Genomic DNA, 22,949 nt, shown 5'->3' on the forward strand with positions numbered 1-22,949 from the left:
GCGATGAGCATGATCGATTGGCTGCGCAAGGCCGAGGCACACGAAGCCAGGCTCGAGCCTGGCCTCGATACGATGGAGGGACGGGTGATAGAGGCGCTGCGCACCGTCTATGACCCGGAGATCCCGGTCAATATCTACGACCTGGGCCTGGTCTACAGCCTGTCCGTGGACGACGCCGCCGGCAAGGTGGGCATCCGCATGACGCTGACCGCGCCGGGCTGCCCGGTGGCGCAGACCTTCCCCGGCGTGGTCGAGAGTGCCGTCATGGAAGTCGGCGGCGTGGACGAAGTCGAGGTTGAACTGGTATGGGATCCGCCCTGGTCGCGAGAGCGGATGAGCGAGGCGGCGCGGCTGGAACTGGGGTTGCTCTGAAATGAGCGAATGGATCGATGTCGCTCCGGCCGACGAATTTGCGCCCGGGACTTGCCGCAGCGTTGACGTCGACGGCCTGCAGGTCGCGGTATTCAATGTGCGCGGGAGCTACTACGCCGTCGAGGACATGTGTTCCCACGAGGCGGAGCCGCTATGTGGTGGCGACATCGAAGGCGAGGAAGTCGTCTGCCCGCGCCACGGTGCGCATTTTTCCCTCATCACGGGGGCGGCGCTGTCCCCGCCGGCTTACGACCCGGTGGCGATTTTCCCGGTCCGGGTCGTGGACGGCAAGGTACAGGTCAAGGATGATCGCTGGGACTAGGGGGCAACGTGCTGCTTCTCCAATCCGAAATCCCTCTTCAGCTTTCCGGGCAGAAGATCCAGCTCACGGTCGCGCGCTTTGCGACATCGGCGAGAGGGGATACCGTCAACTAACCAACATGCGAAAGGCGCTCCCATGTCGCGCATGCTCATCGGCCTCGGCCTGATCCTGGTAGCTGGAGGACTCCTCTGGCCCTGGCTGTCCGGGCTCGGACTCGGTCACTTGCCCGGGGATATCGTTATTCATCGCCATCACTTTCACCTCTACCTTCCCTTTACGACCTCGCTGCTCCTCAGTGCGGCGGCGTCGTTCATTCTTTGGTTAATAGGTCGGTGAAGCGGGCGCTTGGCCTGTTACCCGGGTGTCGGCGCGTGATTGCGGCAGGAACCGCGCCTGGTTGGCCTGGTCTTCCCCGAAGCCTGCCCTTCATAGGACAGAACAGCCAGTCCTCGGACTGTGGCGTTGTTGTTTGGCCTTGTGCCGGCGCTGGTCCGGCATATATTGAAAGTCCTTCCAGTGCAAGCTTCCAGAAGCCCGTATGCTCTACCAGTTCATCGAGTATCAGCGTTCGCTGATCGAGCCGTGGACGGCGTGGGCGGCGCAGGCCACCAACGCGTTCACCGACCGCGACTGCTTCCTTGCCCATATTCCAGGGGCGTCCTGCTTCGCCGCGAGCTATGAAATGCTCTACCGTCTAGGCAAGACATATGGGAAGCCCGCCTTTGGCATCACCGCGTTCGACGCGGACGGCCGTGTCGTGGCTGTGGACGAGCAGGTCGTGCTGGAGCGGCCATTTTGCCGCCTGCTGCGCTTCGCACACGACCCGGTTGCCGCGCCCGGACGAAAGCCGGCCGTGCTGGTGTGCGCGCCGCTGGCGGGCCATCATGCCGTGCTGCTGCGTGAAGTCGTGGAAATGCTGCTGCCCGCCCATGAGGTCTATGTGACGGACTGGCGCGATGCGCGCTACGTACCCGTGGCCGAGGGGCCGTTCCGCCTGGACGACTGCGTCGGCGAGATACAGGCGTTCATCCGGCAAATCGGCGGGCAACGCCTGCACGTGCTTGCCGTCTGCCAGGCGACCGTGCCTGCATTGGCGGCGGTTTCTCTCTTGGCCAGCGCTGGCGAGCCGACACCAAGAAGCCTGGTCCTCATTGGCGGCCCGATCGACGCCCGCAGCAACCCGACAGCGGTCGGCAGCCTGGCGGCCCGCCAACCGCTGGCGTGGTTTGAACGCAACCTGATCTACGCGGTGCCGGCCCGATATCCCGGTGCGGGCCGCAAGGTGTACCCGAGCTTCCTGCAACATGCCGGCCTGGTGATGGCGCACCCGGCTCGCATGGTGGGTGCGCAATGGGACTACTATCTCGATCTGCTGCAGCGTGACGCGGAGCACGCCCTGGCACACCGGCGCGCTTGCGATGAATACAACGCGGTGCTCGACATGGCGGCCGAGTTTTACCTGGATACCATCCGCATCGTGTTCCGCGAGTTTCAGCTAGCCCGCAGCAGTTGGAACGTGCGGGGGCAGGCCGTGCGGCCACAGGACATCCACGACACCGCGCTGCTCACCGTCGAGGGAGAGCTGGACGACATTGCCGGCCGCGGGCAGACCCAGGCTGCGCACGAATTGTGCAGCGGTATCGCTGCGTGCAACAAGCGGCATATCACGGCACGCCAGTGCGGTCACTATGAGCTGTTCTCGGGGCCGTCGTGGCGCAGCGAGATCTATCCCCGCGTCCGCGACCTGATCCGGCAATACGCCTAGCAGCCTGGTGCTGTGCCTGCCGACCCGGCGGGGCGCTTCCCTGATGAGGGACGGGGAGGACAGGCCGGCCCGCGCATTGTCATCGCGCCTGCCACATGGGACCGCAGAAAGCGAAAAAAAACCGGAACTGTGCGGGGGTGCCCATTCCGGTTTCGCGCAGCGTGCGCGTAAGTGGTGCAGCAACGCTGCGAGGGACGAATTTAAACATATCAAGATCTGATATAGACGTCTCTTAATTCACATGTTGTTGTATGCCAACGCTGAATAGCGATTTCATGTCCGGCACGTGCGGATTTCTCCATATCTGGACGCCGAGATGGCAAGCAAGCTTTGCTCTAACCTGGCGGGCTTTCGAGCGCGTGGACGGCACCGGGTTCAGCGCAGTGGCCGGAAAGCCGCACGTAGCTCGGCGCCTCCCATCCGGTTTTCGGTAGATCGGGGACCATCAGGTCGTGCGACGACATGACTTGGTGATGCGACAAAGGCACCGCACTGTGCGATCAGGTAGCGCGCTACGCCGGCCGTCATGCTTACTCCACGCCATCCTCCACCCCGCATGACACGCTGATCTTCTCGATCAGACCGAGCAGTAGCGGCGCATAGCGCGCCACATCGCGCGGCTTTTCGCTGGGCTTGTGCGGGAAGCTGATGTTGAGTCCGTACCACTGGTGGTCCGGCCCGCGGAACGCCGCGCCCACGGCGGTCAGGTGGCCCGGCTGGTAGTTGGCGGTGCAATAGCCTTGCGCCTGGGCCTGGGCAATGCCGCGCGACAGTTCCTTGTGCAAGGCCGGCCATTCGTCGCCGGCCTTTTCCGCGATCCGTGCGAGGAAATTGTCGCGCACGCCGGCTGGCACCGCGGCCAGCCATGCCATGCCGATCGAGGTCAGTTCCATTGGAATCCGCGTGCCGGGCGCCACGCGCCGGGTGCGCGACACGCTGTCGCGGCTGTGGCGCACCGCGGCCAGGTAGACCATGGCGGTCTGGTCGGGCACGGCCAGGCCGACATTGACCTTTTCCGCCTCGGCGATCTTGCGCATCAGTGGCAGGGCGATATCAGGCACCGCGGTGGCATGGTGGAAGGCGTCCGCGAGGCTCACCACCACGGCTGCCAGCCGGTAGGCGCGCTCGGTGGTGTCATAGCGCAGGAAGCCGCCGTCCACCAGCGAGCGCGTCAGGCGGCTGACGGTGGGGCGCGGCAGACCGGTGCGCGCGGCCAGGTCGGCATTGGTCAGGCTGGACGAGCCGACTCGGAACGCGCGCAGCAGCATCAGGCCACGTTCGAGCGACTGACTGCCTTCGGTCTGGCGTGTGAAGCGGCCGGTACTGTGGGTGAGCGCACGGGTCGAAGGCAATTTGGCGCGGGAATCCGGGTGGGAATCAGGCATGCAGTTGGTGGCAGCCCCGGCAGTCCATCGCCGATGGTGCTGCCATTAATTTCAGTATCCGAAATTATAGTGTAGCGCGGCAAGGCGCATCGGCGAATACTGGGTGCCTGTCCACTTCCCGGAGCCCTTCGCCATGACCTCGGCATCCACCCCCGAAATCGTCCTGACACGTGACCAGCACGTTGCGCAGATCGAGATCTCCCGCCCGCCCCACAACTTTGTCGACGCCGATGTCATGCGCCGGCTGGCAGAAGCGCTGCTGCAGCTAGACGAGGACGACAGCTGCCGTGCCGTTGTGCTTTCGTCCGGCGTGGGCGCCTTCTGCGCCGGGGCCGATTTCAGCGGCGCCGACCAGGGCAGCGTCTCGCGCGATCCGTCGGCCTTCTACGCGCAGGCCATGAAGCTGTATCGCAACCGCAAGCCCATCGTGGCGGCGGTGGAGGGCGCCGCCATCGGCGCGGGGCTGGGCCTGGCGCTGGTGGCGGATTTCCGCGTCACATGCCGCGAAGCGCGCTTTTGCGCCAGCTTCAACCGGCTCGGCTTCCATCCCGGCTTTGGCATGAGCGTGACGCTACCGCGCCTGGTGGGCGAGCAGCAGGCCGCGCTGCTCTTGTACACGGGCCGGCGCATCGGCGGCGAGGAAGCGGTGCGCATCGGTCTGGCCGACGAACTGGTGGCGCGGGCCGAGGTGCGTGCCCGCGCGCTGGCGCTCGCGCACGATATCGCGGCCTCGGCGCCGCTGGCCGTGGAAAGCACGCGCGAGACGCTGCGCCTGGGCCTGGCCGATCGCATCGTGGAGGCTAACCAGCGTGAGCTGGCCATCCAGCGCGTGCAGTTCGCCACCGCGGATTTCCGCGAAGGCGTGGCGGCGATGGCCGAGCGCCGCGCGCCGGTCTTCCAGCGCCGCTGAGGGGGCCGCATGCAACAGCAGAAACCCGTCTGCGCCGGACCGCTCGACGGCATCCGCGTGCTCGACCTGACTTCGGTGGTGCTGGGCCCGCTGGCCACGCAATCGCTGGCCGACCTGGGTGCGGACGTCATCAAGATCGAAGGGCCGGAAGGCGACCTCATGCGCGCCAACGGCGTGTCGCGCAACCCCGGCATGAGTTCGATCTATCTGGCGCTCAACCGCAACAAGCGCTCGGTGGTGCTGGACCTTAAGACACCCGCGGGCGCGGCGGCGCTGCGCCGCCTGATCGCCGGCGCCGATGTGCTGATCCACAATATGCGCGTGGCCGCCATCGAGCGGCTGGGCTTCGGCTACGCCGCGGTGGCGGCGTTGAACCCGCGCATCGTCTACTGCGTGGCCACCGGCTTCGGTCAGGACGGCCCGCATCGCGACAAGCCAGCCTTCGACGACATCATCCAGGCGGCTTGCGGGCTGGTGTCGCTGGGCTCCGCCGCGGGCAGCCGGCCCGAGTACGTGCCCAGCCTGATCGCCGACAAGACCACCGGGATGGCGCTGGCCAACGCGGTGATGGCCGCGCTGCTGCATCGCGAGCGCCACGGCAGCGGGCAAGCGGTGGAGGTACCGATGCTGGAGACCATGGCCAGCTTCGTGATGGCCGAGCACCTGGCCGGGCTGACCTTCGAGCCCGCCACCGGCGCGGCCGGCTATGCGCGCCTGCTGCAGGGCGGGCGGCGGCCGGCGCAGACCGCGGACGGCTGGATCTGCGCGTTACCGTACACCGACCGCCACTGGAAAGCCTTTTTCCACGCCGTGGGCCGCGATGACCTGGCCGACAAGTACAATATCGCCAGCCGCGCGCAGCGCAACGCCCATATCCGCGCGCTGTACCAGCACCTCGCGGAAATCACGCCGGCCCGCACCACGGCGGCGTGGATGGCGCTGTTCGAGACGCTCGACATCCCCGCCACGCCAATCTACACACCGGACGAATTGCCGGCGCATCCGCACCTGGAAGCGGTCGGGCTGTTCCAGCAGACCGAGCATCCCACCGAGGGCCCGCTGCGCGAGATGCGGCCCACGGCGCGTTTCTCTGCCACGCCGCTGTCACTGCGCCGCCACGCGCCCACGCTGGGCGAGCACACCGACGAAGTGCTGCGCGAAGCCGGGCTGGCGCCTGAAGACATCGCCCTGGTAGCGGGCGGCCGGGACGCCGCCTGAAGCGGTACGCAAAAACAACAAAGGAGACAAGGCATGAACTTCGCCCTGGAAGAAGAACACCAGATGCTCAAGGACCTGGTGGCGCGCTTTGTGCGCGAGCAGTTGATTCCGCTCGAAGCGGGCGTGCTGGCCCGCGAGGCAGAAGGCGGCCAGCTCACGCTGCTGCCGCAGGAGCAGGACAAGCTGGACGGACTCTCGCGCGAGCTGGGCCTGTGGGGCCTTGACGCGCCGGCCGAGATGGGCGGCGCCGACCTGCCGGTGGTGGCCATGGTCGGCGTCAACGAGGAACTGGGCAAGACCGTCACGCCCTATGACCTGCCGCCCGATTCGCCGAATCTGCGCATGCTGCTCAAGACCGCCGACGCGGCCCAGCGTGCTCGCTACCTGGAACCGTACGCGCGCGGCGAAACCATCTCCGCCATCGCCATATCCGAGCCCGGCGCCGGCGGCGACCCGGCCATGATGACCACCCGCGCCGAACGCGACGGTGACGACTGGGTGCTCAACGGCCGCAAGATCTGGATCAGCCGCGCCGCCCGTGCCGACTGGACCATCGTGATGGCCGTCACCGACAAGACACGCGGCGCCCGCGGCGGCATCTCCGCCTTCCTGGTCGATCGCGGCACGCCCGGCTTCAAGGTGGAACGGCGCATCCCCATGATCGGCGGTGCCTCCACTTACGAGGTGGTGCTGGAAGACTGCCGCGTTGCGCGCACGCAGCTGCTCGGCGTGGAAGGCCAGGGCTTTGCGCCAATGCAGGCACGGCTGTCCAGCCGGCGCGTGCAGATGGCGGCCTGGTGCATTGGCCGCGCCCAGCGCGCGCTCGACATGCTGTGCGAGTACGCGCCGCAGCGCCGCACCTTCGGCGCCGCGCTGGCGGACCGGCAGGCCATCCAGTGGTGGGTGGCCGATGCCGCCACCCGCATCCACGCCTGCCGCCTGATGACTTACGAGGCTGCGGCGCGCATCGACGCCGGCGACGAGGCGCGCACCCAGGTCTCGATGATCAAGGTGTTCGCCACGGAGATGGCCTGGGACGTGATCGACCACGCCATGCAGGCCTTCGGCGCGATGGGCATGACCAAGGAAATGCCGCTGCAGCAGATGGCCAACGAGACGCGGCTGATGCGCATCTACGAAGGCCCTTCCGAAGTGCACCGCTGGGTCATCGCGCGGGACCTGCTCGGCCTCAAGCGTTAGCACGCTGCAACAGCGAACCACGGAGCCCCCGAACCATCGACACACCCGCACCGGCGGAACGCACTGCCGGGCGGAGGACCAAGGAGACAACATGACCCGACCCATGAGCGGCTCGCGGCGCCGGTTCGCCATCCTGGCCGGCGCCGCCGTCGCGGCTGGCCTGGCAGGCGCGCCGTTCGCCGCGCTGGCGCAGCCGCAGGCATTTCCCAGCCGGCCGATCCGCTTTATCGTGCCGTTCCCGTCCGGCAGCGGTACCGACATGACCGCCCGCATGTTCGCCAAGAAGATCGGCGAGCTGACAGGGCAGGGCGTGGTGGTGGAGAACAAGCCGGGTGGCAACGGCTTTATCGGCGTCCAGACACTGCTCAGCGCGCCGGCCGACGGATACACGGTGTTTATCGGCAGCAACTCCACGCTGTCCACCAATGCCGCGACCTTCCGCAAGCTACCCTACGACCCGCTGACCGACTTCACTCCCATCACGCTGCTGTCGCGCGGGCCGTGCCTGATCATCGTGCCCGCCAGCTCGCCGTACCACACGCTCAAGGCGCTGGTGGAGGATGCGCGCAAGCGGCCCGGCGCGCTCAACTACGGCACCGGCTCGGTGTCGTACACGCTGTACAGCGAATGGCTGAACGAGCAAAGCCGCATGAAAACCACGGGCGTGCCCTACAAGGGCGCGGGCGACGCGATCAATGGCGTGATGGCCGCCAACGTGGACTTCGCCGTGGTGGACGCCAGCGGCGCGATCGAGCTGGTCAAGGGCGGCAAGGTGCGCGCGCTGGCCTACACGGCGCCCCAGCGCTCACCGCTGCTGCCGGGCGTGCCGAGCGCGGCCGAAGCCGGCGTGCCGGACTTCCTGGCCTACAACTGGGTGGCGGCGGCGGTCTCCGCCAAGACACCTGCGCCCATCGCGCAACGCCTGGGCGACCTGTTCGCCCAGGCCGGCGCCGCCGACGACGTCAAGGAGTACTACCAGCGCCAGTCCACCTCGCTGATCCTGTCCACGCCGGCGGAACTGCGCGACTACCAGAAGGACGAGATAGCGCGCTGGAAGCGGCTGGCGGCGATCGCGAAGATTGAGCTGCAGTAACAGGAGAGCACATCGCGCAGGGAAGGGGGCTGATGCCCCCTTACGCTTCTTAAAGGATCAGCGCAGCACGATCTTGTCATCATCATTCTCGGTAGCGTGGCTACCGGAGTGCAGCGGTGAATCCGCTCCGTGACGGTCAACTCGCGATCGGTGCGCATGAACCCTTTGGCGAGACTTTCCAACTGGAAAGCCCGTAACGTCGGATCGTTGTTGATTCCGATTCCGTTCACCCGAACGTACCCCGCGCCAGATCTTTTTCAAATTCCGTGGTCCACGCGGTGCCATGTCCGATTCGGTACTCCATTTCCTTGAGCGTCGACCTGCGGACGACGGTGACATAGCCCTGGAGAGGGTAGACCTCGTCGACGACGTCGGTCGTGTCGGTTTCCTGAAGCAAAAAATCGGCCTCGGCAAGCTGGTGACGGTGCAAGATGGCGACGAAATCCGCTTTTTCGTCCGGCGCGATCACTGACATTTGGCGTCCTCCCGATATTGAACGCTCGACTTTTCCAAGATAGCACAGCGTCAACGCCGTGGTGGTACGGCGGCGCGCGTTCGGGCGCGCCGCGCTACCACGGAATCGGCTGGCGATCACGAAAAAAGCCGCCGCTGGGCCCGGCTTCAGGCAGCGTTGCGAGCCAGACGACGGTGTCGATGCCCTGCTCGGGCGAACGCGGTGCATCGAGGCCACCCAGGTCGGTCCGGCACCAGCCAGGGCACACCGAGTTGACCTTGACGCCGCTGTCGGCCATCTCGGCGGCCAGGATGCGCGTGACGGCATTCAGCGCCGTCTTTGAGATACGGTAGGCCGGCACGCCGCTGGCCATGTCCGCGAGCTGACCCATGCCGGAAGCCAGATTGACCACCCGGCCGGCGCGGCTGGCGCGCAGCAGGGGTGCCAATGCCTGTGTGACCCGCAGTACGCCGAAGAGATTGGTTTCCAGGGTGGTGCGCAAGGTCTCGAGCGGCAGTTCGAGCAAGCTGGTGCTGTAGTGATCGAGCGAGACGCCGGCGTTGTTGATCAGCACGTTTACGCGACCGAAGCGTTCGGCCAGCCACATGGCCAGCGCGGCCACCGAATGATCGTCGGTGACGTCGAGCGGCTGGCATGCGAGCGAGTGGCCGGTAAGCGCGAGCCGGGCCCGCAACGCCTCGAGGTCCGCCGGCTTGCGCGCCGTGGCGACGACCAGGTGGCCTTCGACCGTGGCTAGATGGCTCGCGGCTGCGCGGCCCAGGCCGCGACTCGCGCCGGTGATGACGGTGATCGGTTGGCTGCCCATGCTGGCGCCTCCTTATCGGCGAGGGCGGCATCGGCGTCGGACATCATGGCCGCCCGGCGCATGAGGAAAGCGGCCAGTTCGATGCTGGCGTCAATGCATTCTGTCTAGCAGGTGAGGTGCAGGATCGCATTGGCGCCGCGGGGGTGCTCCTCCAGCCTTGCGATGGCTTCGGCGGTCGGAAGAATGACCAGTTCGACGTGGCGATGCCTGGCCTCGCGCTTCACATCTTCCATCACCGGCAACGCACCGGTGCCGGTGCCGATAACCAGTCGGCTGCAATTCCAGGGTATGTCTTCCCTGACGGATAGCGGTGTGTGCCCGAATGCTTCGCGGAATTGCCTGGATGGCCTCTTCTTGCGTTTGCGAACCTTACCCTGATCGATGACCACGTCATGCTGGTAGGTCACGCCGTCAATACAGACGGACCCAAAGGAAAATGCTTCGAAGCGCATACGTACCTCCACTGGGACGCTGGCCGGTGACAGTGGCTCATGACTCGTTCTTGTGAAGTTTGCCGGTGCTGGTTACCGAAACCACGTCCAGGTCGAAGAATGGGCTGTCCTGGGGCGGCGGTGGCAATCCCGCGCCCCAGGCGCTGATGGCAAGCTTGATGTATTCGGCCATCTGCTCGTCGGACACGTCCTTGGGTTGGTCAATGATGACCACGTACCGATGATTGCTCATGGTGCATCCTTATCGGCTGGCAGCGAAGATGCTCCAGGTTGCCATGGTGCCGCGCTCTCGTTTTGCATGGCACCGCGATTGCCCTTCATGCTCTGTGCCGCCGCCACGCCAGGTATTTCCTGTCACGCCTTGAGTATAGGGGGCACACCTGGCTGCGCACCCTGCAAGCCGGGGCAGGTCGCCCCCCTGGAGCGGGCGCGGGCAGCGACCATGGAGTGCGTGTCCTAGCGTTTGCGATGCTTACCGGCGCGCGGCGCATCGTCGGCCGGATCGGGCATCAAGTCCTTGTCCAGCACGTCATCGATGTTGGGCGGTGCAGGCGGGTGCTCTTCCCGCTCCGCGCTCCGGTCTGCCCGGTCCGCGGGGGTATCCGCGGGAATACTCTCGGCGGCGCGCGTGATCTCGTTCATGCCTTCTTCCGGCGCGTCATCCTCGTCCGGGTCATGGCCATGGGGGAAATCGATCGGTTCTGCCGCCCGTTCGGTGAATTCGTCAACGGCCTCCTCGATGTTCTCCCACACGTCTTCCAGTTCAGTGGAATCCAGGATGCTGGGAATGGTGCGATCCGTGCGCGGCCGACCCGGTGAACCGGTTCGCCGCGTCTTGCCAGAATCCACCTTGTGCGGCTTTTTCATCGTCAACTCCTGACCGACGATCGTGGTCATGCTTTGTGCAAGCACGCGTATGTTTCAATAATAAGCACGCAATGAGCGCGGTGTGAAGCATAGGTGCCTGATGCGGTACTGGGCATGCGAGGCTGCCAGGAGATTCGCCAGAACGGAAGCTCCGGAACGCCATGGAGAAGATATTCCGTTATTCCGTTATTCCGTTATCGCCTCGCTTGCCGAGACAGTATCCTAGAATGGAGTGCCGAACAGCCGGAACTCGCTGGGATCGCAAGGTCCAGCGTGTCCCTGCACCAAGCAGGATGGAGGCGCGTCATGCCCACCTATCAGTACCGTTGTGAAAAATGCGGTGAGGTTTTCGACCGCGCGGAACATCTCGCCGAGCATGAAGCCGGCCACCCATCTTGCCCCAAGTGCGGCAGCAAGACGGTGCAGCACATGCCAACGCCGTTTGTTGCGAAGACGGCGAGAAAGAGCTGAGGTCTGCCCAGCCTCGATGGCGGGGGCGAAATCGTGGCGGTAAGGGACGCTGAGCGAATCACGTCCCCGTGTGTCGTTTTCTGCTCCGGCGCAGCCTCGTCAAAGGCGCTTAGCTGAACGGCATTACCGCCGAAGCGGGGCTTTGTCTCAGGCATCTCCGATGCGCCGGCTGTGCAGGTCGGCGCACAAAGTTGCTTGTGTTCCTATTGGGCTATGCGACGACTATCTCCAGTTCACCGTGTTGCCCAAAGTCGTGGCCAGGGTGGCGCAGGGGCGGCCTTCGTGCCAAAGACTGCGCTCAGGTAATGGCGCCTCGCCGCGTGCGTTGCGGGTCACCGGATACCTGCGAGCCTGGTGACGTTCCCGGGGCTATCTAGGCTATCTGAGCTCGCAATGCATGCACAACGCAGAGGATCGCGCGGCGTTCCGGAACTCGGGCGAGGCTTGAAGCTCAGGCGGAGCCTCATCAACAGGGATACGGGAGAAGCCCCAGCGCGCGAAATAGGCAGGAGCCGATGTGGATAAGAGAAACGCGTGGCGTGCCTCGGTACCGCGAGCGCGGACCAGGAGCTTTTCGACGAGGCGGCTCGCGATACCTCTATCACGATAAGCAGGCTCCACAGCGACGGACCGGATAACAATGGATTGCCCATGACACTCTGCGGCGGCACAGCCAACAAGACGGTCATCACAAAGCGCAATTTGGAAGCTATCGAGAATCTCCTCCAGATTCTCAGTGGCTAGGCCGCATTGAGTTAGCAATGCAGCTATGTTCCCCGTATCGGCTTGGGAAGCCGGACGGAGATAAACGTGGGTCAGCATGAAAGGGTCTCCGGTCAGTGCTCGATGGTGCTCGATGTGGCTGTAGGCCGCCGTGGCACTTTGTTGATGCTGCGGGTCAGTACCCACTACTGATGCCGCGCAACTATTTTTGCAGCAGGTTATCGCTTGAACGCTCCCATGACAAGCCTGATTCAATTTGTATCACGATGTGATAAACTCCTCACCGCAAGACTCAAGCACAGCCCGCCAGTGTGGCAGCAGAACATGAAGATACCGTGAAAACCCTGGTATGTGATTCCCGGCTATCTTGATTGGTGCGGGGAGCACGAGGCGGAGCACTTCCAGTATTGCATCGCTTATCTCCCCCCGCGTACTCGTTGCAAGCAAAGCTGCACAGTACATTATGGCGTCGGATAGCCGGACGGCAGAACTGATCGATTTCCCCGATGGACATGAGCCGGGCGCGAATGACGCGCCGCAGCACCGGGGGCCAGGGCCCACCGTTCGAACAACCCGTTGCGTGCTCGACGTGGGCGATTATTCGACCCTGAGAACACCCTTCATATTCGGGTGCAGCGTGCAGGAATAGGGGAAATCCCCCGTTTTGCGCGCAACATATCGCCACGACGAACCAGCAATGATGCTGTGCGAGTCGAACACCCCTGGTGCAGTGACAGTGTGGGGATATGGATCCTTGTTGATCCACACGATGGTATCGCCTCGCTTGGCGCTAATGGTCTCGGGTTCAAACCTCGCGCCCTCGATCACCACCGTGTGACCGACCGTCTTCTCTGCGGCCATTGCGCTGGCACCAGCGCAGAGCAGGCCCCACGCAATGGCCAGCGCAGCCGCGCGCAGATGTGTTCGCGCACGCCGATCGTGTCGTGTCGGTAGTAGCTGCATGGACGTCGTGCTTCTGCAGAGACTACTTGGCGAGGGCGGACTGGATCATCTTCGCATGCTCCAGGTGCCCCACAAACGCTGGGCGCACAGCAACCAGCAGCGCCTTGAGTTCCGCATTCTGCGCACTGGGGATCAGGGTTTTGTCGAGTGCGTCAATCACTTGCTCGTGATACGCGACCTCGTGGTCGATATACGCCTTGTCGAAGCTCTCGCCCTTGAGTCCCTTCAGGGTCTTCAGGTTCTCCACGCCTCCAGACTGCAGACTCTCACTCGTTGGATTCTTCTCCGGAGTGACCTTCAGCTTTTTTACCAGAGCCACCGCCTGTTTATTCACGCCGGTATGGTCCGTGACCATCTGTTTTCCGAAGGCCTTCACGTCGTGAGCGTGGCCGCTCTTCTCTGCCATTTTTCCTGCTTCAATGTCGACTTGATTTGCTGTTACGACGATCGCCGCAATCTGCGCGTCGTTGGGTGTTTGTGCCACGGCTCCAACTGCGACGAGGGCCAAGAGTGCGCCAAACATTACGGAGATACTTTTCATTGTTCTGCTCCTCAGCGATGAGTTAGCCGCATACGCATAGCGCGCATTGGCGGTGGGCTTCTCGTGCCGCTCGATGTTTGGATCGGGGGCGCCAAGAATGGGATTGCTGTCCTTAAAGGCATCGACGGCAACACATTGAATATAGGCCAGACGATGAGGATTTACATTCCCTTTGGACCACACGAAGATGAAGCGGCTACTTACGCGCGGCCGTCGTGCTCGGTATATACCCTGAGCCCGTCGCGCAACGGAGGGAAAGCTGGATGAAGGCTTGCCACGTCTACGATGCAAGGGCTTCTCTTACGGTCAGGGCGTGCGTCCGGCCGGGGGGCAGCCCCGAATCATCGGCAAGACAAGAGCAACGAGGAGACCTTCTTGAAAACGATACACACAGCCCTCGCGCTGGCGATCGGCGCGGCCTGTGCCGGCCACGCCAACGCGCAATCGAACGTGACGCTCTACGGCCTCATCGACACCACCATCAGCACCATCAGCAACGCCAACGCAAAAGGCGATCGCCTCACCGGCTACCACCAGCCCGCCTGGTTCAGCGGCAACCGCTGGGGCCTGACCGGCGCGGAAGACATTGGCTTTGGCACCAAGGTGATCTTCAAGCTGGAGAGCGAGTTCCAGAGCTACAACGGCGCCATGGACACCCCCGGCGTGCTGTTCAACCGTGACGCCTGGGTCGGCATCAACAGCGATGTCTTCGGCAAGCTGACCTTCGGCCGCCAGAATGCGCTCGGACGCGACCCGATGGCCTCCGGCCTCTACGGCGATCCCTACGGCCCGGCGGCCATCACCACGGAAGAAGGCGGCTACACAAACAACAACAACTTCAAGCAGCTGGTGTTCTACGCAGGCAGCGCCACCGGCACCCGCATGGACAATGGCGTGGTGTGGAAGAAGCTGTTCGACAACGGCCTGACCGCCGGCGCGGCGTATCAATTCGGCGAAGTGCCGGGCGCGCCGTCGCGCAACACCACGGAAACCGTCACCCTGGGCTACAACGGCGGCAATTTCCACGTCTCGAGCTTCTTCACGCAGGCCAACGTGAATGGCCAGCGCAACCGTACCTATTCGGCTGGCGGCAACTATGTGTGGGGCATCGTGCGCGCCAGCGCAGGATATTTCCACTACACCGCGGAACAGGGCGCGCTGGGCCAGCGCAAGGACGACGCCTACACCGTGTCGCTCAAGGTCGACCCGGCAGGCGCCTTCGACTATGAGATCGGCTACCAGATGATGAAGGCCGGCCACGCCGCCCTGAATGCCGATGGCTTCACGATCAACGCTTACGGCAACACCGCTAGTTCGACCGCAACCGACAGCGGCCGCAAGAACACGGTGTACGGCTCGATCTTCTACCACTTCTCGAAGCGCACCGAGGTCTACCTGGCGGCCGACTACATGTTCCTGCAGCACGGCTATCACGCCGCGCAGTCGAACGGCTTCGCGCACCAGAGCGAGTTCGCCGTGGGTATGCGCACGCGCTTCTGATCCCATTTGCATCGGTCCCGTGCCTCGCGGCGCGGGCCTGGCTCCGAACTTTCCTTGTCCCGGCCACAAGCCGGGTTTTTTTCGTTCTGGCGGCTTCGTTCCGTGCTTCAGGTTTGCTGCCGTCGCCCACTTGTTGGTTATGCCCGCGTGCTGGAAAACACCACGGGCTTCGCGTCAAGTGGCTCCTTGCTAAGCCACCCCTCTCCCCAGCCTTCTGCCCCTGAGGGGAGAGGGAGCGACAGCCGTCGTCATGGCGTGTGGTGTTGGCCCATCCGTCGGCTCCGTTCAATGCCACTGGTCTGCTCCCCTCTCCCACTTGTGGGAGAGGGGCCGGGGGAGAGGGCGGGCGCTCGCAGGAAGTCCGGCGAACCAAGCAAAAAGGCCCACGCCGACGGAGAGTCGGCGTGGGCAAGGGAGATAGCGTCCCGGCGCGTGCGTAGCGCTATTGCGGCGCGCCGCGAAACTAAGCTCAGGCCGGGTTGCCCGGCTTCCATTTGAGCAGGCGGTTTTCCAGCGTGGTAAGCAGGAAATCCGCGGCGAGCGCTACCACGGCCAGCACGATCATGGCGGCGAACACGCCGCTGGCATTGAAGGCGCCCTGCGCGGTGGCGATCAGCGGGCCAATGCCCTGCTTGGAGCCCAGGAACTCGCCCACCACGGCACCGACCAGCGCGAAGCCAAAGCTGACGTGCAGGCTGGCCAGGATCCAGCTCAATGCCGACGGCACCACCACGGCAAAAGTCAGTTGCCGTTTGGAGGCGCCGAGGATCTGCGCATTGGCGATCAGGTAGCGGTCGGCCTCGCGCACGCCCTGGAAGGCATTGCCGAACACCACGAAGAACACCATCACCACCGCCAGCGCCACCTTGGAGGCCATGCCCAGGCCCAGCGCCTGTCTCCTTCCTGTTTTGTGGTGCCCGGGCCCGGCGACCGGGCCGTTGTGGGGTTTGTAAGGCGACCCCCGCCATACTTGCCCGGGGGCACGGCATTGAGGTCGAGTCATTCTAGGCAGCAGAATCCTTCAGCCAGCTTTCTCCGCCGTTAGGGGAAGGTCCCGATGCGGGCCGGTCTCGCTGGAGCCCGGCCTCACATGGTCACCGCCCCCTGTGGCCGGGGCATCGCCGCACTGCAACGACTCGGGGTCGATCGCCCCGCCGCCCAGTTCAATGGCGAATGTGCCCGCAGCATAGTAGTCGGCGCCATGGCATGGGATTGACGCGAATCACTGCCGCGACGCGGGCGGCTGTGGGGCGGGGCGTCCTGTCACGGCCGCGCGGCGGCACCGCCTAAAACGATCGGAAGAGCAAGATCCGACCCGCGCGCCACTTTCCACCAGATGTAAAGATTATTCACTGGCATGTAGCAACGCCTGGACCAATACTTCAGCGCGGTCGCCAAAATTAATAGAAATATTCATTAAATACTTTATGAAATATTTGTCATAAAGTTTAACCGACGGATCAAATTTACGGGAGTACCCATGCCTGACAATAAACTGATCGGCTTTTACCCTTCTGGATGGATCTCTGGGAGTGTAGAAAACACGCTGCAACGCGATGGCTCCATCTCTGTCGTTCCCGAACTGCCCAGCGGGTCGATAATCCTGGGCATCGCGGTGCTGCCCATCCACATCTATTCCAACGATCCCCATCCGGAACCATTTCCCGGTCTGGTGGTGAACTTCACAACCGATGGCCGCGGCTTTATCCTGCGAGCGGAACCCTACAATCCTCGCGATTCAATTCAGTCATTCGAATGGCAGGTGACATATGGCCAGGCGCCTGCCGGTTATCAACCAAGGGGCTGGGTCTCCGGCGTCACCGCCAACGCATCATTGCCGCAGAAAATCAACACGGGCCTCGCGCGCGACGTCGCCATTGCGGGGGTATCGATTCTCCCGATCCATATCTACAACAATGATCCGAATCCCGAGCCCTGGCCCGGTCTGGCCGCGGAGTTCACGGAGGCGGGAAATATCTTTCTCAGTTCGGATGGCACCGGGCCCCGCGACAGTATCGATTGGTTCGAATGGCAGACCCTGCTTGGTCCATATGGAGCCAGTCCCGCACGCATTGGCTGGCTCTCCGGCGTAACGGGCAATGCCGAACTCCCCATGCAAGTCACGCCGGCTGTCCCGGCTGGCTACGGCATTGTGTCGGTGACGGTTCTTCCCATACATATCTACGATAACGACCCCAAGCCCGAGCCATGGCCCGGATTGCGCGTAAAATTCCCAACCCCGCAAAGCTTCACCATTCAGGCGGTCCAAAACAACCCTCGCGACAGCATTAGCTGGTTCGAATGGCAGGTTAGCTACGCCGCCCTCGAGTAACGAGGCCTGGCAAGGACGTCGGCCGCCCGGGGCATCTGACCGGGCGTGCCGTGCGTTCAAGGCTGGATCTCCTCCTTGCCGAGATCGGGCCGAAACTGTCAAACACTTCGCACTTAGCGGCGATGTAATCAGATCCTGTCGCACTACTTTTCTCGTTGAGGAGGAGCGATCCGCATGCCTCTGCCAGGGCACCAATTCCATCTGGGTAGTGCCCACACGCAGTGATAGACGTCGTCGTTCGACGAGCGACCACATGGACGCTTTGGGTTAAGATCTGGCAGCCTTCTTAGCTCATTGCGGAGACTTGCTTGAAACATCGTTCCCAACGGTTCATTTGGTTGCTTGTCTGCACTCTCCTGGTGCTTGGAGCATTTAGAACTGCTGCTGCAGAAACGCTGACGATCAATGCGGCCATCAACAAGGCAGGCCGCCAGCGTATGCTGTCTCAGCGCATAGCCAAGGCCTACTGCCAGATTGGACTAGGCGTCGAGACGGAGCGCTCAAAGAGAATCCTCGATCAATCCGTGGCGCTCTTCGATAAACAGCTGGTGGAACTGAAAGCCTTCGCGCCTACGCCCGAGGTCAAGGAGACCTACGGCAAGCTCGAGCAGGCGTGGCTCTCCTACAAGGCGTTGCTCTCCGGCAGCGAGCCGAATCTCGAGAGCGCGAAGAAGGTCGCACAAGCGAGCGACGATGTGCTCAAGCTCGCGAACGAGGGAACGGTGCAACTCGAGAAGCACTCCGGTACCACGATGGGTAAGCTTATCAACGTTGCCGGTCGCCAGCGGATGCTGTCGCAGAGAATTGCAATGTTCAACATGTTCCGCGCTTGGGGCATCACATCTGCGAAGATGACACGGGACTTGGACGCCGCGGTGAAGGAATTCGCGGCTGCTCAGGAATTTCTCGCTGCTGCGCCGCAAAACACGGCTGCGATCAGTGGCGAGTTGCAACTCGCCAACGCGCAGTGGCTTTTCTTTGACGAGGCGCTCAAACAGGCGGCCGGCACTCGCGCAGAGCAATTGAGGAATATCGCCACCACCAGCGAGCGTATTCTTCAGGTCATGGATAGGGTCACCGGCATGTATGAGGTAACCACCAAGTAGTCTGCACTGAAGCGCGCCATTAAGTTGCCTGCAGCACAGTTGGATGCCTTGATCGCCCGCTTGGGCCACGGCAAACAGGCGCGCCCTTTGCGGGGATGCCAGCGCGGTGATGTTTAGCCAGGTGCGGGGCACGAGGGTGGTCTTGGCGCTTCTTGAATTTGAATTTCCAGGGTACCCTTGATCTTCTTGCCGCAACAATACTAATATGACATCTCGCTGGTCCTGCGTGATCAGCCGACATCAGGTCCGCCGGTATTTCAATACAGCACGCCGGCAACCGCACGTAGCATGTCCAGGACGCACACTGCAGCAACGTAGTGCCTACGCTCAGGAGCCGCTGATGCTGACCCCGCATGAACTTGCAACGCTGATGTTAATCAAGGACACCATCCATCCATCCGAACTCGATCCGGCTGATTTCAGTACGTTGGTAGAGCGCCAGCTCGCGAGATGGGAACAAGTCTCGCCGGGATGCCATCGCGCCCTGGTCACTATCGAGGGCCATGTTTTTCTCAAATCGATTCAACGGCGGGGGATGGGCGACTGCCTGCGGTAGCAAGTCCGCCAACGCTAACCTTGCAGGCCAGGCGGCGAATTTGTGCAACAGCCCGCTGCACAATTGGCTTCGTTCCGCCTGCACACACTACTGGACTCTCTCCAATGAGTAGCGCGAATGGCATGTGTCCATGCAGCAGGGCAGGCCTGGTCGCGCAACATTTTGGTCATGCAAATTGAGACCTCAACAGCATGAACGAGGCGGCATGCAGTCGACAACGCCGCCGGTCGGCAAAGACGAAATCAGGTTTAAATAATCCTGTATGGCGTTCTCGCGGTGGGGGGACCTACACTTTGTAAAATTCGACTTCGATCGGGAGTGGCGCCATGCAGGAAGGTAGGTTTTCCAAAGGCTACATAGAGTTAGCTCGTAGCCTGGCGGAGGCGACGGGCCGTCGACTCGTTCGCGAGGATGGCCCGGCGGCGGGAGATCTGGTCACTGTGCATAGCAGCATGGATCCCGAAGTCGTGTTCGATCTGCGAGTAACCGCCAGTGCAGGCCCGGAATCCTGGACCTGCGTCCTCTTGGGGATCGAGCGCGACGCGACCTCACTCGTAGCCTTCGATGGGCTGGAACTAGGTGAGGAACTGACGGTATCCCGGGCCGAGATTGCAGGAATCATCCGTTGTGGTGGTATCCATTAGCCTGCCGCATTTGCGCTGAGGCAACGTCAACGCATTGCTGGCTGGCGGTGGCTTGCGGTGCTAACCGGATCGGTAAAGCGTCCCGGTTAGCGGCCCTTGCAGGTGCGTCGGGCGGCCCATGCGCTTGCCCTGGGCTAGTGTCCCGCTCCGCTGATTCGTTCGCAAAGTCTGTTGAGCTTGGAGCAGGAATTGTAGGTTGGGGGAAAGGTGCGATGTGTATTGCTTGTGGCCCGCTGACGCGGGGGGGCTCTTGTGGGCGGGGTTTTCATGCTTCTAGCTGCTGGCGCGGCTGTACGGTGTTGGCCGTTTTAGAACGTGTGAGATGTCACTTTTCTTTACTCGCGGGCCCTCGTAAAGAAAAGTAACCAAAAGAAAGCGATCCTTGCAGGAGGCTGGCGTAGCGTCATTGGGGACCCCAATGGTTTCGTCGTACGGCCCTGGGTGCTAATGGACTCGTGCCGTTACCAGTTTAGATCACCACGAGCCAGCCAGTGCCCAGGGTTTCGTGGTGCCCCCCCCCCCGGTAGCGGCCACCACGAATTTCAGGCCGTCTGTCGGTCGCGGAGTCACTGGCCACGAAGTTGCAGGCGTCCCGTTTTCGTCGTGGGCGCGGTGGCACCGAGGAATAGATCCGATGGCATCACCACCGCGCCCACCCCACCACGAAACCATCACGATGTGATATATCGTGGCGCTTTGCGCCGGTACCGGCAGATGGGTGAATAGGCAGGGATGCCGCTACCGAGCAGCCTCACCACGAAACCAGCGCCATCCGCAGGATCGTGGCCATTCAAACCGGTAACGGCACGAGTCCATTAAAACCCGTGGCCTGACGACGAAACCACCGGGCTGCGCAACCCCGACAAGCCAGCCTCCTGCAAGGATCGCTTTCTTTTGGTTACTTTTCTTTACGAGCCCGAGTAAAGAAAAGTGACATCTCACACGTTCCAACACGGCCAACACCGTACAGCCGCGACAGCAGCTAGAAGCGCTAAAACATCGCCCAATCACGCTATTCTGCATCAGCAGCTAGAAGCATCAAAACCCCGCCCTAAAGAGCTCTCACTATTTGGCTCGCCCGCTGCAGAAGCCAAAACGATGCGTGCCCGCGCAACCAGCGACGCTGGGATACTCCGTGAACTCGCCATCAACGCAAGTTGAGACCGCTCGTCTTCGCTCAACACCAGATCCAGCTTCGGTCGTCCCATTGGCATGTTGGCATCTCCCGTTCGTCGATACCGACATCCTACAAAAATATAGATCCGTTAACAACGGAACGGGACACTAGAGCGCCGCTGTCACGATGATCTCAACCAGCAACTCGGGGCGCGCGAGCTTGGCCTCGCAAGTGGCTCGCGTCGGCACGGCATGCTCGGGAATCCAGTCCTCCCAGGCGACATTCATGCCGTCGAAGTCGCGTTCGATGTCTTTCAGCCAGATCTGCACAGATAACAGCTTCTCCTTATCGGAACCGACGCTAGCGAGGTAGCCGTCGATCTTGGCCAGCACGTCGCGTGTCTGGCCGGCGATGTCCGCGGTCGTGTCACCCGCGGTGACACCTGCTACATAGACGATGTCATTGTGGACAACCAACCGGGAGAGCCGTTTGGTGGATTGGTGACGCTGGATATTGCTCATGTGAATTCCTCTTGTCGGTGGTAGTGGTGTTGATGCTGGCGTGAACAGTGGGTTGGAACACGGGCCACGCCTAGTCGTGCAAAGCTGCCGCTCGCACGGCTTGAGGCTTGTCGAAGCGGTCGATGGCAAAGGCTTCAATTGGCAGCGAGGCACGCCCCTCGGTGACCAGTTCGGCGACGATCTGGCCCACGATCGGTCCGAGCTCGAAACCATGTGCGGAGAAGCCGAACGCATGCACCAGGTCGGGCGCGCAGCGGCTGCGGCTGATGACTGGGATGTCATCTGGCATGAAGGCTTCAACGCCCGCCCACGCGCGATTAATGGCAAGCGGGCCGAGGTGGGGGAAGAGGGCGGTGACGGTCTGCGCGCTGGTGGCAAGCTTGAGCATGTCGACCTCGCCGTGGCGGGCTTTGGCATCGGCCTCGCAGCGCAACCCGCCGCCGATCAGCACGGTGCCGTTGGCGAATTGCTTGAACGACAATGCCCTGCCGGTGGCGCCCAGCACTGGCTTGACGAAGGGGGCCACGCGGTAGGTGATCATCAGCATCAGGCCGCCAACCTGCACCGGCACCGGCTCGCCGACTTGTCCCGCAAACTCGCCGGCCCATGCGCCCGCCGTATTGACGAGGTGACTGGCGCTGAAGGTGCCACGCGGGGTGCGGACAAGCCAGTGGTTTTCGGTGCGTTCCACCTGCAACGCTGGCGTGCCCTCGTGTATCGCGGCGCCGGCGCGCGCCGCTGCGCGCCGAAAGGCGGTCACGGCGCGGTAGGGGAGAGCGTGGCCATCGTCGCGTGCCCAGATCGCACCCGTGACATGAGGCGTGATCGACGGCACCAGCTCGCGCACCGTGTGCGCGTCTACCAGTTCCTCATGTGTAAAGCCCAACGCCTCGAGCTGTGTGACTCGGCCGCGCAGCACTTCCAGCTCGGCCTCGCTCTCCGCTACCTTGAGCTGGCCGCTCGGCACAAAGTCGGCATCTTCGCCGGTCAGCTCGGCAAGGCGGTGCCACATCCCGCGCGCGGCAAGCGCGAGGGGAATCTCGGCAACGTGACGGCCAAGCGTGCGGACTCCGCCTGCGTTCACGCCGGAGGCGTGCCGGCCGCAGTATTGCGCTTCGAGCAACGTCACCCGCAGGCCGCGCCGCGCCAGTTGCAGTGCGCTGGAAGTGCCCTGCAGGCCCCCGCCGATGATGATGACATCGGCCCCCAGCTTGGCGTCAGGCTTCACGGGCAAGCTCGCCAAGGGTGATCGGCTTGATGGGCGGGCGGATGCGGTAGTAGCCCACTTCCTGCGGTGGCACGCCGCGCGCCTGCGCAATGATTTCCGTGACGGTCAGCCCGCACAGCCGGCCCTGGCACGGGCCCATGCCGCAGCGGCCGAAGGACTTGGTCTGGTTGGGACCGCCGCAGCCCAGTTCGACAAACGCGCGGATCTCGCCGGCCGTGACCTCTTCGCAGCGGCACACGACGACCTCGTCGGCGGGGATCCGGTTGGGGGCCTTGGGGCGATACAGCGCATCGAGGAAGGGGCGGATCTGCAGGTGCGAGCGCAGCGCGGCGCGGGCCGGCGCTGCGTGGCGGTCGCGCCCCGCGGCGTCCAGCCGGCCTGCC

Annotated in this window: 26 protein-coding genes and 2 pseudogenes; 14 read left to right on the forward strand and 14 right to left on the reverse strand. The window is 63.3% G+C overall.

The window, feature by feature from the left end:
* Positions 1-3 precede the first annotated feature (3 nt).
* The 4 genes from ACGLHR_RS15080 (at position 4) to ACGLHR_RS15095 (ending at position 2,459) form a co-directional block, all read left to right on the forward strand.
* Positions 4-372, forward strand: coding sequence for an SUF system Fe-S cluster assembly protein (locus ACGLHR_RS15080; protein WP_400094836.1), 369 nt, complete (start codon positions 4-6; stop codon positions 370-372).
* Between the two features lies 1 nt (position 373).
* Entirely contained in the window at positions 374-694 is a 321-nt protein-coding gene (locus ACGLHR_RS15085) for a non-heme iron oxygenase ferredoxin subunit (protein ID WP_267602403.1), read from the forward strand.
* 135 nt (positions 695-829) lie between these two features.
* Entirely contained in the window at positions 830-1,030 is a 201-nt protein-coding gene (locus ACGLHR_RS15090; protein WP_400094838.1) for a DUF2905 domain-containing protein, read from the forward strand.
* 202 nt (positions 1,031-1,232) lie between these two features.
* Entirely contained in the window at positions 1,233-2,459 is a 1,227-nt protein-coding gene (locus tag ACGLHR_RS15095; protein ID WP_400094840.1) for a polyhydroxyalkanoate depolymerase, read from the forward strand.
* A gap of 530 nt (positions 2,460-2,989) precedes the next feature.
* Here ACGLHR_RS15095 and ACGLHR_RS15100 read toward each other — a convergent pair.
* Complete coding sequence (locus tag ACGLHR_RS15100) at positions 2,990-3,844, reverse strand: IclR family transcriptional regulator (protein WP_400094842.1); 855 nt, start codon at positions 3,842-3,844, stop codon at positions 2,990-2,992.
* Positions 3,845-3,977: 133 nt separating this feature from the next.
* Here ACGLHR_RS15100 and ACGLHR_RS15105 point away from each other — a divergent pair, with 133 nt between their 5' ends.
* From ACGLHR_RS15105 to ACGLHR_RS15120, 4 genes are all read left to right on the forward strand, one after another.
* Positions 3,978-4,754 (forward strand): enoyl-CoA hydratase/isomerase family protein, encoded by a 777-nt coding sequence (locus ACGLHR_RS15105; protein ID WP_400094843.1) that lies wholly within the window; start codon positions 3,978-3,980, stop codon positions 4,752-4,754.
* A gap of 9 nt (positions 4,755-4,763) precedes the next feature.
* The gene (locus tag ACGLHR_RS15110; RefSeq protein WP_400094844.1) at positions 4,764-5,972 is read left to right on the forward strand and encodes a CaiB/BaiF CoA transferase family protein; all 1,209 of its coding nucleotides are present in this window, start codon (positions 4,764-4,766) and stop codon (positions 5,970-5,972) included.
* Between the two features lie 33 nt (positions 5,973-6,005).
* The gene (locus tag ACGLHR_RS15115; RefSeq protein ID WP_400094846.1) at positions 6,006-7,172 is read left to right on the forward strand and encodes an acyl-CoA dehydrogenase family protein; all 1,167 of its coding nucleotides are present in this window, start codon (positions 6,006-6,008) and stop codon (positions 7,170-7,172) included.
* 91 nt (positions 7,173-7,263) lie between these two features.
* Positions 7,264-8,265 carry a Bug family tripartite tricarboxylate transporter substrate binding protein gene (locus ACGLHR_RS15120; RefSeq protein ID WP_400094848.1) on the forward strand — a complete coding sequence of 334 codons (1,002 nt, stop codon included), beginning with the start codon at positions 7,264-7,266 and terminating at the stop codon, positions 8,263-8,265.
* A gap of 226 nt (positions 8,266-8,491) precedes the next feature.
* Here ACGLHR_RS15120 and ACGLHR_RS15125 read toward each other — a convergent pair whose 3' ends face one another.
* The 5 genes from ACGLHR_RS15125 to ACGLHR_RS15145 all read right to left on the reverse strand — a co-directional run bounded on the left by ACGLHR_RS15125 (position 8,492) and on the right by ACGLHR_RS15145 (position 10,894).
* Entirely contained in the window at positions 8,492-8,740 is a 249-nt protein-coding gene (locus ACGLHR_RS15125) for a hypothetical protein (RefSeq protein WP_318236418.1), read from the reverse strand.
* Between the two features lie 94 nt (positions 8,741-8,834).
* Positions 8,835-9,545, reverse strand: coding sequence for an SDR family oxidoreductase (locus ACGLHR_RS15130; RefSeq protein WP_400094849.1), 711 nt, complete (start codon positions 9,543-9,545; stop codon positions 8,835-8,837).
* 104 nt (positions 9,546-9,649) lie between these two features.
* Positions 9,650-9,997 carry an MTH938/NDUFAF3 family protein gene (locus tag ACGLHR_RS15135; RefSeq protein WP_318236420.1) on the reverse strand — a complete coding sequence of 116 codons (348 nt, stop codon included), beginning with the start codon at positions 9,995-9,997 and terminating at the stop codon, positions 9,650-9,652.
* Positions 9,998-10,034: 37 nt separating this feature from the next.
* Positions 10,035-10,229 (reverse strand): hypothetical protein, encoded by a 195-nt coding sequence (locus ACGLHR_RS15140; protein ID WP_267602412.1) that lies wholly within the window; start codon positions 10,227-10,229, stop codon positions 10,035-10,037.
* Positions 10,230-10,453: 224 nt separating this feature from the next.
* On the reverse strand, positions 10,454-10,894 hold the full coding sequence (locus ACGLHR_RS15145; RefSeq protein WP_267602413.1) for a hypothetical protein: 441 nt from the start codon (positions 10,892-10,894) through the stop codon (positions 10,454-10,456).
* 276 nt (positions 10,895-11,170) lie between these two features.
* On the opposite strand from ACGLHR_RS15145, the gene ACGLHR_RS15150 reads away from it, so the two are divergent.
* Positions 11,171-11,335, forward strand: a complete 165-nt coding sequence (locus ACGLHR_RS15150; RefSeq protein WP_267602415.1) for an FmdB family zinc ribbon protein — start codon at positions 11,171-11,173, stop codon at positions 11,333-11,335.
* A 378-nt stretch (positions 11,336-11,713) separates the two neighbouring features.
* Here the strand turns inward: ACGLHR_RS15150 and ACGLHR_RS15155 are convergent, their stop codons facing one another.
* The 3 genes from ACGLHR_RS15155 to ACGLHR_RS15165 all read right to left on the reverse strand — a co-directional run bounded on the left by ACGLHR_RS15155 (position 11,714) and on the right by ACGLHR_RS15165 (position 13,562).
* Positions 11,714-12,157: a GNAT family N-acetyltransferase gene (locus ACGLHR_RS15155; RefSeq protein ID WP_400094852.1), complete on the reverse strand. Its 444-nt coding sequence runs from the start codon at positions 12,155-12,157 to the stop codon at positions 11,714-11,716.
* Between the two features lie 498 nt (positions 12,158-12,655).
* Positions 12,656-13,021, reverse strand: a complete 366-nt coding sequence (locus ACGLHR_RS15160) for a cupredoxin family copper-binding protein (RefSeq protein ID WP_400094854.1) — start codon at positions 13,019-13,021, stop codon at positions 12,656-12,658.
* 22 nt (positions 13,022-13,043) lie between these two features.
* Entirely contained in the window at positions 13,044-13,562 is a 519-nt protein-coding gene (locus tag ACGLHR_RS15165) for a DUF4142 domain-containing protein (protein WP_400094856.1), read from the reverse strand.
* A gap of 375 nt (positions 13,563-13,937) precedes the next feature.
* Here ACGLHR_RS15165 and ACGLHR_RS15170 point away from each other — a divergent pair, with 375 nt between their 5' ends.
* The gene (locus ACGLHR_RS15170) at positions 13,938-15,062 is read left to right on the forward strand and encodes a porin (protein WP_400094857.1); all 1,125 of its coding nucleotides are present in this window, start codon (positions 13,938-13,940) and stop codon (positions 15,060-15,062) included.
* Between the two features lie 469 nt (positions 15,063-15,531).
* On the opposite strand, the pseudogene ACGLHR_RS15175 reads toward ACGLHR_RS15170, so the two are convergent.
* A pseudogene (locus ACGLHR_RS15175) lies at positions 15,532-15,954 on the reverse strand (ABC transporter permease); the annotation flags it as partial.
* A gap of 588 nt (positions 15,955-16,542) precedes the next feature.
* Between ACGLHR_RS15175 and ACGLHR_RS15180 the strand changes: the two are divergent.
* The 4 genes from ACGLHR_RS15180 to ACGLHR_RS15195 all read left to right on the forward strand — a co-directional run bounded on the left by ACGLHR_RS15180 (position 16,543) and on the right by ACGLHR_RS15195 (position 19,700).
* Positions 16,543-17,394: a hypothetical protein gene (locus ACGLHR_RS15180; RefSeq protein ID WP_400094858.1), complete on the forward strand. Its 852-nt coding sequence runs from the start codon at positions 16,543-16,545 to the stop codon at positions 17,392-17,394.
* Positions 17,395-17,702: 308 nt separating this feature from the next.
* Positions 17,703-18,500, forward strand: coding sequence for a type IV pili methyl-accepting chemotaxis transducer N-terminal domain-containing protein (locus ACGLHR_RS15185; RefSeq protein ID WP_400094859.1), 798 nt, complete (start codon positions 17,703-17,705; stop codon positions 18,498-18,500).
* Between the two features lie 340 nt (positions 18,501-18,840).
* Positions 18,841-19,056, forward strand: coding sequence for a hypothetical protein (locus tag ACGLHR_RS15190; protein ID WP_400094861.1), 216 nt, complete (start codon positions 18,841-18,843; stop codon positions 19,054-19,056).
* 452 nt (positions 19,057-19,508) lie between these two features.
* Complete coding sequence (locus ACGLHR_RS15195; RefSeq protein WP_400094862.1) at positions 19,509-19,700, forward strand: hypothetical protein; 192 nt, start codon at positions 19,509-19,511, stop codon at positions 19,698-19,700.
* Between the two features lie 1,061 nt (positions 19,701-20,761).
* Here the strand turns inward: ACGLHR_RS15195 and ACGLHR_RS15200 are convergent.
* The 4 genes and pseudogenes from ACGLHR_RS15200 to ACGLHR_RS15215 form a co-directional block, all read right to left on the reverse strand.
* Positions 20,762-20,914 (reverse strand): annotated as a pseudogene (locus ACGLHR_RS15200) (IS630 family transposase); the annotation flags it as partial.
* 70 nt (positions 20,915-20,984) lie between these two features.
* A complete protein-coding gene (locus ACGLHR_RS15205) occupies positions 20,985-21,338 on the reverse strand; it encodes a RidA family protein (protein WP_318233588.1) in 354 nt (117 codons plus the stop codon).
* Positions 21,339-21,408: 70 nt separating this feature from the next.
* A complete protein-coding gene (locus ACGLHR_RS15210) occupies positions 21,409-22,566 on the reverse strand; it encodes an NAD(P)/FAD-dependent oxidoreductase (protein WP_400094863.1) in 1,158 nt (385 codons plus the stop codon).
* Positions 22,556-22,949, reverse strand: a 394-nt coding sequence (locus tag ACGLHR_RS15215) for a (2Fe-2S)-binding protein (protein WP_400094865.1), incomplete at its 5' end; no start/stop codon positions are given. The genes ACGLHR_RS15215 and ACGLHR_RS15210, both read right to left, overlap by 11 nt.

It is taken from the genome of Cupriavidus sp. CuC1 (assembly GCF_044627735.1).
Classification (GTDB): Bacteria; Pseudomonadota; Gammaproteobacteria; order Burkholderiales; family Burkholderiaceae; genus Cupriavidus; species Cupriavidus ulmosensis.

Bases quoted from the DNA above. Each gene is read 5' to 3' on its own strand.
- ACGLHR_RS15085 (WP_267602403.1), top strand. From the start codon at position 374: ATGAGCGAATGGATCGATGTCGCTCCGGCCGACGAATTTGCGCCCGGG.
- ACGLHR_RS15180 (WP_400094858.1), top strand. From the start codon at position 16,543: ATGCCTGACAATAAACTGATCGGCTTTTACCCTTCTGGATGGATCTCT.
- ACGLHR_RS15135 (WP_318236420.1), bottom strand. From the start codon at position 9,997: ATGCGCTTCGAAGCATTTTCCTTTGGGTCCGTCTGTATTGACGGCGTG.
- ACGLHR_RS15110 (WP_400094844.1), top strand. From the start codon at position 4,764: ATGCAACAGCAGAAACCCGTCTGCGCCGGACCGCTCGACGGCATCCGC.
- ACGLHR_RS15080 (WP_400094836.1), top strand. From the start codon at position 4: ATGAGCATGATCGATTGGCTGCGCAAGGCCGAGGCACACGAAGCCAGG.
- ACGLHR_RS15155 (WP_400094852.1), bottom strand. From the start codon at position 12,157: ATGCTGACCCACGTTTATCTCCGTCCGGCTTCCCAAGCCGATACGGGG.
- ACGLHR_RS15115 (WP_400094846.1), top strand. From the start codon at position 6,006: ATGAACTTCGCCCTGGAAGAAGAACACCAGATGCTCAAGGACCTGGTG.
- ACGLHR_RS15160 (WP_400094854.1), bottom strand. From the start codon at position 13,021: ATGCAGCTACTACCGACACGACACGATCGGCGTGCGCGAACACATCTG.
- ACGLHR_RS15190 (WP_400094861.1), top strand. From the start codon at position 18,841: ATGCTGACCCCGCATGAACTTGCAACGCTGATGTTAATCAAGGACACC.
- ACGLHR_RS15090 (WP_400094838.1), top strand. From the start codon at position 830: ATGTCGCGCATGCTCATCGGCCTCGGCCTGATCCTGGTAGCTGGAGGA.
- ACGLHR_RS15100 (WP_400094842.1), bottom strand. From the start codon at position 3,844: ATGCCTGATTCCCACCCGGATTCCCGCGCCAAATTGCCTTCGACCCGT.
- ACGLHR_RS15140 (WP_267602412.1), bottom strand. From the start codon at position 10,229: ATGAGCAATCATCGGTACGTGGTCATCATTGACCAACCCAAGGACGTG.
- ACGLHR_RS15205 (WP_318233588.1), bottom strand. From the start codon at position 21,338: ATGAGCAATATCCAGCGTCACCAATCCACCAAACGGCTCTCCCGGTTG.
- ACGLHR_RS15105 (WP_400094843.1), top strand. From the start codon at position 3,978: ATGACCTCGGCATCCACCCCCGAAATCGTCCTGACACGTGACCAGCAC.
- ACGLHR_RS15195 (WP_400094862.1), top strand. From the start codon at position 19,509: ATGGATCCCGAAGTCGTGTTCGATCTGCGAGTAACCGCCAGTGCAGGC.
- ACGLHR_RS15150 (WP_267602415.1), top strand. From the start codon at position 11,171: ATGCCCACCTATCAGTACCGTTGTGAAAAATGCGGTGAGGTTTTCGAC.
- ACGLHR_RS15165 (WP_400094856.1), bottom strand. From the start codon at position 13,562: ATGAAAAGTATCTCCGTAATGTTTGGCGCACTCTTGGCCCTCGTCGCA.
- ACGLHR_RS15130 (WP_400094849.1), bottom strand. From the start codon at position 9,545: ATGGGCAGCCAACCGATCACCGTCATCACCGGCGCGAGTCGCGGCCTG.
- ACGLHR_RS15125 (WP_318236418.1), bottom strand. From the start codon at position 8,740: ATGTCAGTGATCGCGCCGGACGAAAAAGCGGATTTCGTCGCCATCTTG.
- ACGLHR_RS15120 (WP_400094848.1), top strand. From the start codon at position 7,264: ATGACCCGACCCATGAGCGGCTCGCGGCGCCGGTTCGCCATCCTGGCC.
- ACGLHR_RS15095 (WP_400094840.1), top strand. From the start codon at position 1,233: ATGCTCTACCAGTTCATCGAGTATCAGCGTTCGCTGATCGAGCCGTGG.
- ACGLHR_RS15145 (WP_267602413.1), bottom strand. From the start codon at position 10,894: ATGACCACGATCGTCGGTCAGGAGTTGACGATGAAAAAGCCGCACAAG.